The organism is Hydrogenophaga sp., assembly GCF_011772445.1.
Classification (GTDB): Bacteria; Pseudomonadota; Gammaproteobacteria; order Burkholderiales; family Burkholderiaceae_C; genus Hydrogenophaga.
In genome coordinates, this window is sequence record NZ_WVZN01000017.1 from 245,285 (window position 1) to 256,537 (window position 11,253).

The window sequence follows — 11,253 nt, forward strand, 5'->3', positions numbered from 1 at the left end:
TGGAAACGGGTCTGGCGGAGCGGTTTGGAGAGAAACATTCGGTAACATGGAGCCGAAAAAACCGATACGTAAACGCTACTTCGGGGGGCAGGCGCGCCAGCGCGGGCGGGCCAGAGGAATCCATCATGCATTGCAAGGTCGCACCGGCCATCGAACGCCAGGAAACCAGCCGCCGGGGGGCCCGATGAACAGCCCCTGGCTTCAGCGTTTCGTTCCCCGCCCGGGCGCGCGACTGCGCCTGTTCTGCTTTGCGCACGCGGGCGGCAGTGCGGGGGTGTACCGCCCGTGGTGCAACGCCCTGCCCGACGCGGTGGAGCTCGTGGCCATCCAGTTGCCCGCGCGGGCCAATCGCCTGAAGGACCCCGTCATCACGCGCCTGGACCACATCGTCGACGGCGTGGTCGACGCCCTGCGGCCCCACCTGGACCTGCCCTACGCGCTGTTCGGCCACAGCATGGGCGCCGTGCTGGCCAACGAGGTGGCGCGCGCCCTGCGGCACGAAGGCGCACCCATGCCACGGCACCTGTTCGTCTCGGGCCGTCGCCCGCCGCACTGGCCCAACCCCGATCCCTTGCTGCACGTGCTGTCGGACGCCGAATTCGTGGCCGAGATCCAGCGCCGCTACGGCGGCATCCCGCCCGAAGTGGCCGAGCACGAGGAACTGATGGCCATGCTGCTGCCCTCGCTGCGCGCCGACATCCACGCGCTGGAGACGCACGCGCCGCCAGCGGGGCGTACGCCGCTGGCCTGCCCGCTGTCGGTGTTCGGCGGCTCGCACGACCCGCTCACCCCGCGCGAGCACCTGGAGGGCTGGCGCGGTGAGTCCAGCGGGCCCTTCACCCTGCGCGTGCTGCCGGGCGACCACTTCTACCTGAACGCCCAGCGCGACGCGTTGCTGGCCGACGTCTCGGCCAGCCTGGCGCCGGTGTTGGCGAAGGCCCTGGTATGAACCCGAGTCCGCCGACGCCGGTCGCCATCGTCGGCATCGGCTGCCGCTTTCCCGGCGGCGTGACGGGGCCTGCGAGCTTCTGGCGTCTGCTGGCCGAGGGCGGCGACGCGATCACCGAGATCCCGGCCGACCGCATCGACCTCGGCCACTACTTCGACCCGCGCCCTGCCACGCCTGGCCGCATGATGAGCCGCTGGGGCGGTTTCCTCGACACGCTCGACCGATTCGACGCCGAGTTCTTCGGCGTCTCGCCGCGCGAGGCCGAGCGCATGGACCCGCAGCAGCGCCTGCTGCTGGAGTGCGCCTGGGAAGGGCTGGAAGACGCCGGCATCGACCCCACGCGGCTCGACGGCTCCAACACCGCCGTGTTCGTGGGCCAGTGGGTGAGCGACTTCGAATCGCGCCTGTTCGCCGACCCGGAGAACGTCGATTTCCTCATGACCACCGGCAGCGGGCGCTACGCGCTCGCGGGCCGGCTGTCCTACCTGCTGGGCCTGCGCGGGCCCAGTCTGTCGCTGGACTCCGCGTGCTCGTCCTCGCTGGCGGCGGTGCACCTGGCGGCGCGCGCCATCCAGAACGGCGAGAGCGACCTCGCCCTGGCCGGCGGCGTCAACCTGATCCTGCAGCCGCACATCAGCATCGCGTATTCGCAGAGCCGCATGATGGCGCCCGACGGCCGCTGCAAGTTCGGCGACGCCGATGGCGATGGCTACGTGCGCAGCGAAGGCGCTGGCCTGGTGGTTCTCAAGCCGCTGGCGCGTGCGCAGGCCGACGGCGACCGCATCTACGCGGTGCTGCGCGGCAGTGCCGTCAACAACGACGGCCGCAGCAGCGGCGTGATGGGCCGGCCCAGCCGCATCGGCCACGAGGAGATGCTGCGCACGGCCTACCGCGACGCGGGTGTGGCGCCGTCCAGCGTGTCCTACGTGGAAGCGCACGGCACCGGCACGCGCGCGGGCGACCCGGTGGAGATCGACGCGCTGGCCAAGGTCCTGGGCGAAGGGCGCGAAGCCGGCTCGACCTGCCTCATGGGTTCGGTCAAGACCAACATCGGCCACACCGAAGGGGCGGCCGGCGTGGCGGGGCTGATCAAGGCCTGCCTGGCGCTGCACCACCAGCGCATCCCCGCCAGCCTGCACTGCAGGACGCCGAACCCGGCGGTGGCCTGGTCGACCCTGCCCGTGGCCATCGCGCGCGAGGCGCAGGCCTGGCCGCGCGGCACCGCGCCGCGCTTCGCGGGCGTCAACTCCTTCGGCATCGGCGGCACCAACGCGCACGCGGTGCTCGAAGAAGCGCCGGTGCTCCAGCCGGCCACCACCACGTCCGCGACGATGGGCGACGGATCGACCACCGCGTCGAGCGCGCGACCGGCCGCGCTGCTGGTGCTCTCGGCCCGCGCCGAGCCCGCGTTGCGCGCGCTGGCGGCGAGCTACGCCGATCGCCTCGCATCCGCGCGCGACGACGACGTCGCGGCCATCTGCTGGAACGCCGCCACGCGCCGCGCCGCGCTGGAGCACCGCGCGGCCTTCGTGGCCGGCAGCCGCGGGCAACTGGTCGACGCCCTGCGCGGCTACGCCGCCCGCGAAGCCCCCAGCGCGGAAGGCCGCGTGCGCGAGCCCGGCCGGCCGTTGCGCACCGCCTTCGTGATGCCGGGGCAGGGCGCGCAGTGGCGCGGCATGGCGCGCGACCTGTTGCGCAACGAGCCGGTGTTTCGCGAGACCTTCGAGCGCTGCGACGCCGCTGCCCGCCGTTGGCTCGACGTCTCGCTGACCGACCAATTGCATGCCGAGCCCGGCAGCGCAGGTGACCGCTTCGACGACATCGACGTGGTGCAGCCGCTGCTGGTGGCGCTGGCCCTGGCCTACGCGGCCTGGTGGCAATCCAACGGCGTGCGCCCCGATGCGGTGATGGGACACAGCATGGGCGAGGTGGCCGCCGCCGCCGTGGCGGGCGCGCTCTCGCTGGACGAGGCGATGCGGGTCATCTGCCGCCGCAGCCAGCTCATGAAGACCACCAGCGGCCAGGGCGCGATGGCGATGGTGGACCTGTCGATGGACGAGGCGCAGGCGCGCCTGCGCGGCCGCGAGGCGCACCTGGCCGTGGCCGTGAGCAACAGCCCGCGCTCCAGCGTGGTATCGGGCGAGCCCGCCGCCGTGCAGGCCCTGATGGACGAATTGCAGGGCGAGGGCGTGTTCTGCCGCCTCGTCAAGGTGGACGTGGCCTCGCACAGCCCTCAGATGCAGCCGCTGGCCGATGCGCTGGGCGCCGAGCTGGCGGACCTGCGGCCCGCCGAAACCAGCGTGCCGCTGTACGCCACGGTGCTGGCGCGCCGCGCCGACGGCGGCGAACTCGGCGCCGCCTACTGGGCCGCCAATCTGCGCCAACCGGTGCGCTTCGCGCAAACGCTCGCGCGCGCACTGGAAGACGGTATCGGCGCCGCCATCGAACTCGGTCCGCACCCCGTGCTGCTGCCCGCGATGCAGCAGACCGCGCAGGCCGCCGGCCGCGAGTTGCAGGCCGTGGCCTGTGGCCAGCGCGATCAGGACGGCGCCACCGGCCTGCTGACCGCGGCAGGCGCTTTGTGGTGCGCGGGTGGCGCCATCGACTGGGCGCGGCTGATGCCCGCTGCGCCTCCCACCGAGTTGCCGACTTACCCCTGGCAGCGCGAACGCCACTGGATCGACGCGGCCCTGCGCCCCGCCTCGCCGGGACGCGAACGCGTGAAACGCCATCGCCCCGACGACGAATCGCTGGGCTGGTTGTACGCGCTGCGCTGGCAGGCCTTGGACGCGCCCGCGCCCTGCGCCCCGTCCCCCGGACCCTGGCTGGTGGTGAGCGACGACCTCGATGACGCGGGCGCCGTCGTGCGGGCCCTGCAAGCGCAGGGCGCCAGCGCCACAGCCAGTGTCAGCGACCGGTGGACCTCCGCATTGGCCGGTGCCCACCAGGTGCTCTGGCTGGTACCCGACACCGCGGAAGCCGCCTGGCTGCCCGTGCACGCGCTGCAGGCCTTGTTGAAGGCCGGCAGCCCCGCGCGCCTGTGGTTCGCCACGCGGGGCGCGCAGGCGGTGAACGCGGGCGCCCGTGTCGCCGTGATGCCGGCCGCGCTGTGGGGCAGTGCGCGCGTGCTGGCCGAGGAACACCCCGAGCGATGGGGCGGGCTGGTCGATCGCGACCCCGCCGCCCGCGGCGACGCCGCCTCGCTCGCCCACCACCTGCTCGCCGCCGACGGCGAAGACCAGGTGGCGCTGCGCGGGGGCTACCGCTTCGTGGCGCGCCTGCGCGCGCTCGAGCCGGCTCCAGCGCCGACCTCCGCGCCCTGGCGCGCCGACGCCAGCGTGCTCATCACCGGCGGCCTGGGCGGCATCGGTCTGTTGTTGGCCGCCGAGCTGGTCCGTCAGGGCGCGCGCCGCCTCATTCTCATGGGCCGCACCGCCCTGCCGCCGCGCGCCACCTGGGCTGCGCTGGACGCGAGCAGCCCCGCCGGCCGCCGCGTGGCCGCCGTGCGCGCGCTCGAAGCGATGGGCGCGAGCGTGCACCTGGCGGCGGTGGACGTGGGCGACGAGAACCAGTTGTGCACCTTCCTCGACGCCTACGCCGCTGAAGGCTGGCCGCCGATCCGCGCCGTGGTGCACGCGGCCGGCGCGCTGGACAACCACCTCGTCAGTGCCATGGATGGCGCGGCCTTTGGCGCCGCGCTGCAAGCCAAGCTGCACGGCGCGCGCCTGCTCGACCGCCTGCTGCCCGATCTCGATCTCTTCGTGTTGTTCTCCTCCACCGGCGCCTTGCTCGCGCAGGCGGGTCAGGCCAACTACGCCGCCGCCAACGCCGGCCTGGACGCCCTGGCCCTGGACCGCCGGGCGCGTGGCCTGCCGGCCATCAGCATCGCCTGGGGGGTATGGGCCGATACCGGCCTGGTGCACGACGAGGCGGGCCAGCGCAACGTCGCCGAAATGAACCGCCAGGGCATCGCGGCCTTCGCGCCCGCGCGCGGCCTGGCGCTGTTCCACGCGCTGATCGCCAGCGACGAGACCACGCCAGTCGTCCTGCCGATCGACTGGGCGCGCTTCGCCCAGGCCCGCGCGGGCCGCCGCTCGCCGCTGTTCACCGAACTGCAGCCCGACGCCGCCGCGCTGCCCGCCAGCGGCGAGGCGTTGGCCGAAGCCACGCCCGCCCAGCGCCGTCAGGCCCTGGAGGCCGTGGTGAAGGAAGCCGTGGGCAAGGTGCTCAAGGTGGCGCCCGCGCGGCTGGACCCGCGCAAGGCCCTGGGCGCCATGGGCCTGAACTCGCTGATGGCCATGGAGCTGCGCAACCGGCTCGAAGCCGCGCTGGGGCGCCCGTTGTCGGCCACGCTGGCCTGGAACTACCCCACGGTGGAGGCCTTGTCCGCGCACCTGGCGGGCGACGGTCCCCCCGAGCCGATCGCGGTCGCCGACGAGCCGAGCGCTGCCGCCCTGGAGGCGCCCGTGCTGCAAGTCGCCGGCCTGTCCGACGACGAAGCCGCGCTGGCCCTGCGCGGCAACCGCCGCCGAGGTGTGCGATGAGCGAGCCCACGCCAGAGCTCTCCGCGCTCAAGCTCGCCCTGTTGGCCAAACAGGTGCGCGAACAGTCCGCTCACCTGCTGCGCGCCGACCCCATCGCCATCGTCGGCATGGCCTGCCGCCTGCCTGGCGGTGCCGATTCGCCCGAGGCCTTCTGGACCCTGCTCGCAGAAGGCCGTGACGCCACCACCGAAGTGCCCGCCGAGCGCTGGAACGCCGACGCGTTCTACAGCGCCGACACTTCGCTGCCCGGCAAGGCGTCCACACGGCGGGGCGGATTTCTCAAGGAACGCATCGACCAGTTCGACGCCGCCTACTTCAACATCCTGCCGCGCGAAGCCGCCAGCATGGACCCGCAGCAGCGCCTGCTGCTCGAAGTGGCGATCGAGGCCTTCGACGACGCCGGTCTGCCGCAGGAGCGCCTGCGTGGCAGCCGCACCAGCGTCTTCATCGCCAGCTACCACAACGACTACGCCCAGCTCCAGTACAACGACCCGGACGCCATCGACGCGCGCACGCTCACCGGCACGCTGCACAGCGTGCTGGCCAATCGCCTCTCGTACGTGCTGGACCTGCGCGGCCCCAGCCTGTCCATCGACACCGCCTGCTCGTCCTCGCTGGTGGCCGTGCACCTGGCCTGCCAGAGCCTGCGCCACGGCGAGAGCGACGTCGCCATCGCGGGTGGCGTCTCGCTCATGCTCACGCCCGACCTCATGGTCTCGCTGTCCAAGGTGGGCTTCATGGCGCCGGACGGCCGCTGCAAGACCTTCGACGAACTGGCCGATGGTTTCGGCCGTGGCGAGGGCTGCGCCGTGGTGGTGCTCAAGCGCCTGTCCGACGCCGTGGCCGACGGCGACCGCGTGCTGGCCGTGGTGCGCGGCTCGGCCGTGAACCAGGACGGCCACTCCACGCTGCTGGCCGCGCCCAATGGCCTGGCCCAGCAGGCCATGGTGCGCGAAGCCCTGGCCAACGCCCAGCTCGCGCCGCAGCGCATCGGCTACGTGGAAGCGCACGGTACCGGCACTGCGCTGGGCGACCCGATCGAGGTGGAGGCGCTGGCCGCCACCGTGGGACGCGCGTTCCCGGGCACTGGCCCCTGCTACCTGGGGGCGGCCAAGGCCAACATCGGCCACCTCGAAGCCGGCGCGGGTGTGGCCGGCCTCATCAAGGCCGTGCTCAGCCTGCGGCACCAGGCCATCGCGCCGCAGCCCCACTTCAAGCGCCTGAGTCCACACATCTCGTTCGAGGGCACGCGCCTGGCCGTGCCCACCGCGCTCACGCCCTGGCCGCGCGGTGCCGTGCCGCGCTGCGCGGCCATCAGTTCCTTCGGCGTGGGCGGCACCAACGCGCACGTGATCGTGGAAGAGGCGCCCGCGCTGCCGAGCGATGGCGCCGCGACCGCCGAGGGCGCGCCACAACTGCTGCCGCTGTCGGCGCGATCGCCCGAAGCGCTGCGCGCGCTCGCGGCGCGCTGGGTGGACTTTCTGGGTCAGGCGCGCGAGCCCTTGAGCGACGTGATCTTCACCGCCGCCGAGCGCCGCACGCACCACGACGTCCGCCTGGCCGTGGTCGGCCGCAGCGCCGACGAGCTGCGCGCACGCCTGAACGACTTTCTGCAAGGCCAGGACTCGCCCGCCGTGGCCAGTGGCCAGCGCTCGGCCACCGCGCTGCCGCGCCTGGGCTTCGTGTTCAGCGGGCAGGGGCCGCAGTGGTTCGCCATGGGGCGCGAGCTGCTGGCCGACGAGCCCGTGTTCCGCGAGGTGATCGAGCAATGCGACGCGCTGCTGCGCCCGCTGTCGGGCTGGTCGCTGCTGGAGCAACTGGGTGCCGACGAAGTGGTCTCGCGCCTGAGCGACACCGAGGTCGCGCAGCCTGCGCTGTTCGCGCTGCAGGTGGCGCTGGCCGCGCTCTGGAAATCCTGGGGTGTGCTGCCCAATGCCGTGATCGGCCACAGCGTGGGCGAGGTTGCGGCCTTGCACGTGGCCGGTGCGCTGAATCTGCCCGACGCCATTCGCGTGGTTTGGCACCGGGGCCACCTGATGCAGCAGGCCACGGGCCTGGGCCGCATGGCCGCCGTGGGCCTGAGCGAGGACGAGGCCACCGAGCTGCTGCGCCCGCTGGGCGACCGGCTCTCGCTTGCGGCCTTGAACGGTCCGCGCAGCGTGGTGCTCTCGGGCGAAGAAGCCGCGCTGAACCAGGTGCTCGACGCCTTGAGCGCGCGTGGCGTGAGCCACCGCCGGCTGCCCGTGCCATACGCCTTCCATAGCGCGCAGATGGCGCCATTCCAGCAGCGCCTGGACGCCGAACTCGCCGGCCTGCGCCTGGCCACGCCCGCCGTGCCGGTGTTCTCCACCGTCACCGGCACCGCGCTCGATGGCGTGCCCGAGGCCGGGTACTTCGGCCGCAACGTGCGCCAGGCCGTGCGCTTCGCCCCCGCCATCGCGGCCATGGCCGACGAGGGCATCGACACGTTCATCGAGATCGGCCCGCACCCCGTGCTGGCCGCGTCCATCGCCGAATGCCTGGCGGATCGGGAGCACGCACCGCGTGTGCTCGCCTCGCTGCGGCGTGGCCGGCCCGAGCGCGAGACGATGCTGCAGGCCTGCGCCGGTGTGTACGCCACCGGTGTCACGCCCGCATGGGACGGCCTGCAGCCAGAGGCGGGGCAGGTGGTGTCCTTGCCCGCCTACCCGTGGCAGCGCAAGCGCCATTGGATCCGCTCGCGTCCCGCCGCGAACCTGGCGGTCGGCTCGGACAGCGGCCATCCGCTGCTGGGCCGGCGCCTGCCGCTTGCGGGTGAGCGCATGTTGGTATTCCAGGGCGATGCCGCGCAGGCCCGGGCCTGGCTGGCCGACCACCGCATCCAGGGCCGCCTGCTGATGCCCGCCGCCGCCGAGATGGACATGCTGGCCGCCGCCGCGCGCGCGCTGTTGCAGGTGGAGCGCGTGGCGCTGGAATCCTTCACCGTGCTGCGACCCCTGGTGATCGCCGAAGGCGATGAGGCACCGGCGCGCTGGCAGGTGGTGGCGACGCGCGGCGACGAGGGCAGCGCCGAACTGGCGCTGCACGAGGCCCTGCCCGATGGTGGCTGGCGTGCCGTGGCCAGCGCATCGGCGCGCCCACCCGCCGCCCAGGCACGGGCCGCAGCGGCGCGAGCCGACGCGCACACGGCGCTCGACACCGACACGATCTACCGCCGCTTCGCCAACGCAGGTGCCCCCTTCGGCCCCAGCTTCCAGGTGCTGCGCGAGGTGCGCGCGGGCCAGGCCGTGGCCGAGGCCTGGCTCGAGCTGCCCGATGGCCAGTCGCCGCAAGGCCATGGCCTGCACCCGCTGCTCATCGACGGTGCCCTGCAGCTGTGCTCCGTTGCCGCCGGGCTCGGCGGCGAGCAGGCGCCCCGCCTGTTCCTGCCGCTGGGCGCCGACCGCATCATGGTGGCCCCGTCGCAGGCCCGCCGCGTGCACGCGCGCGCCAGCGTGGAGGCCGGCCCGTCCTCGCTCTCGGCCACCGTGGTGCTGTCGCTGGCCGACGGTACCGAGCTGCTGCGTCTGGAGGGCATGCGCTTCGCACCGGCCGACGCCGGCACCTCGGCCCCGGCCGAAGATCTGCTGTACCACGTGCACTGGCAGGCCTTGCCGGCCGCCGAGGCGCGCGAACCCGTTGCCGGCCGCTGGCTGCTGCTGGGCGACCGGGGCGGCGTGGGCGGTGCCCTGGCTGCGCGACTCCAGCAGCAGGGCGCGCACTGCACCACGCTGCGCGCGGGCGACGCACTCGACGCCGTGGCCCAGGGGCCCTGGCGCGGCGTGGTGCACCTCTGGGCCCTGGACACGCCGTCGTTCGCCGATGCCGCGGCGCCGGACGCCGCCAACGAGGACTGGCCCGCGCTGGGCAGTGCGCTCGCGCTCGCGCAGGCGCTGGTCGAGCAGCCCGCGCCGCTGTTTCTGGTGAGCCGGGGCGCCTGCGTGGTCGTTGGCGATGAAGACCCCGCAGCCCTGCAACCGCGCGCCGCCGGACTCGATGGCCTGGTGAGCGTCATCGAGCAGGAGCACCCCGAGCTGCGGGCGCGCGCGATCGACCTCGACCCTGCCGACCGCGCGGCGCAGCAGGCCGATCGCCTGCTCGCCGAACTGCTCGCGGGCGAGGGTGTGCCCTCGCGCCTGGCCCTGCGCGGCGCGAGGCGATTCACGCCGCAACTGCGGCGCCCCACCGCCGACGCGGCACGCCCCGGCGGCCCGCAAGCCTGGGCCGTGGCCCAGGCCGGCACGCTGGATGGTCTTCGCCTGCAGCCCGTGCCCGCCGCGCCGCTGGGTGCCGGCAGCGTGCGCCTGCGTGTGCTCGCCGCCGGCCTGAACTTCCGCGACGTGTTGTTGAGCCTGGGCATGTACCAGGCCGAAGGCATCCCGCTCGGTGCCGAGTGCGCAGGCGTGGTGATCGAGCGCGGCGACGGCGTGACGGACCTGAACGTGGGCGACGCCGTCTTCGGCTTCGCACCCGGCAGCCTGGGCGACGAGGTGGTGGTGCCCGCCGCTTTCCTGGCGCGGATACCCGACGGCATGGACGCCGCCACCGCCGCCGGCCTGCCCGTGGCTTACCTCACCGCCATGTACGGCCTGCAGCGCCTGGCGAACCTGCGCGCGGGCCAGCGCGTGCTCATCCACGCCGCCGCCGGTGGCGTGGGGCTGGCGGCCGTGCAGCTCGCGCTGCGCGCGGGTGCCGAGGTCTTTGCCACCGCAGGCTCGCCCGACAAGCGCGCCCTGCTGCGCGGCATGGACGTACGGCACGTGATGGACTCGCGCTCGCTGGCCTTCGCCGACGAGGTGCGCGCGCTCACGAACGGCGAGGGCGTGCACGTGGTGCTCAACTCGCTCGCCGGTGATTTCATCCCCGCCACGCTGGGCGTGCTGGGGCAGGGCGGCGTGTTCCTCGAACTCGGCAAGCGCGACATCATGAGCGCGGCCTCGGCCGCCGCCGCGCGGCCCGATGTGAAGTACCACGCCTACGACCTTGGCACCGAGGCCCTGGCCGACCATGGCCTGCTGCGCCCCTTCTACGACGAATTGCTCGCGGCCCTGGCCGACGGCAGCCTCAAATCCCTGCCCGTGCGCGAGTACCCCCTGCGCGCCGCGCCCGAGGCCATGCGCTTCATGGCGCAAGCCAAGCACGTCGGCAAGCTCGTGCTGCGGGCCGACGCGGCGAGCGCCGTGCGCGCCGACGCCAGTTACTGGATCACCGGTGGTCTCGGCGGCCTGGGCCTGGAGACCGCGCGCTGGCTGGTGGCCGGTGGCGCGCGCCACCTGGTGCTGAGCGGACGCCGCGCGCCCGACGAACACGCGCAATCGGTCATTGCCGAACTGCGCGCGCAAGGCGCGACGGTGCGGGCCGTGGAAGCCGACGCGGCCGATGGTGCGCGCATGCAGGCCGTGCTCGATGAGATCACGCGCGACATGCCCCCCTTGCGCGGCGTGGTACACGCCGCCGGCGCGCTGGACGACGCCGTGCTGCAACGCCAGACCTGGCTGCGCGCGCAGGCGGTGCTGCGTGGCAAGGCGCAGGGGGCTTGGGTGCTGCACCACATCACGCGCGATCGGGCGCTGGACTTCTTCGTTCTCTACTCGGCCGCCGGCCTGTGGCTGGGCGCGGCGGGGCAGGGCCTGTACCCGGCCGCCAACGCCCGGCTCGACGCGCTGGCGCAGGCGCGCCGCCGCGCCGGCCTGCCCGCGCTCAGCGTGGCCTGGGGTGCCTGGGGCGGCGTCGGCATGGCCG

The 11,253-nt window shown here is 73.8% G+C and carries 3 protein-coding genes (1 of these 3 running past the window's edge); all 3 read left to right on the top strand.

Going from position 1 to position 11,253, the window contains the following annotated elements; translation table 11 throughout:
* Positions 1–184 precede the first annotated feature (184 nt).
* Tightly spaced (each overlapping or abutting the next), the 3 genes in view from GTO19_RS08000 to GTO19_RS08010 form a layout consistent with a single transcriptional unit that may run on beyond the window.
* The gene (locus GTO19_RS08000) at positions 185–949 is read left to right on the top strand and encodes a thioesterase II family protein (protein WP_291020087.1); all 765 of its coding nucleotides are present in this window, start codon (positions 185–187) and stop codon (positions 947–949) included.
* Positions 946–5,493: a type I polyketide synthase gene (locus tag GTO19_RS08005; RefSeq protein WP_291020089.1), complete on the top strand. Its 4,548-nt coding sequence runs from the start codon at positions 946–948 to the stop codon at positions 5,491–5,493. Before GTO19_RS08000 ends, GTO19_RS08005 begins: the two co-directional genes overlap by 4 nt.
* Positions 5,490–11,253, top strand: partial view of a type I polyketide synthase gene (locus GTO19_RS08010; RefSeq protein WP_291020091.1) — the 5' portion only. Its footprint extends 26 nt past the window's final position; 5,764 of the gene's 5,790 nt are visible here — the first part of the coding sequence; the start codon lies at positions 5,490–5,492; its stop codon lies off the right edge, out of view. Before GTO19_RS08005 ends, GTO19_RS08010 begins: the two co-directional genes overlap by 4 nt.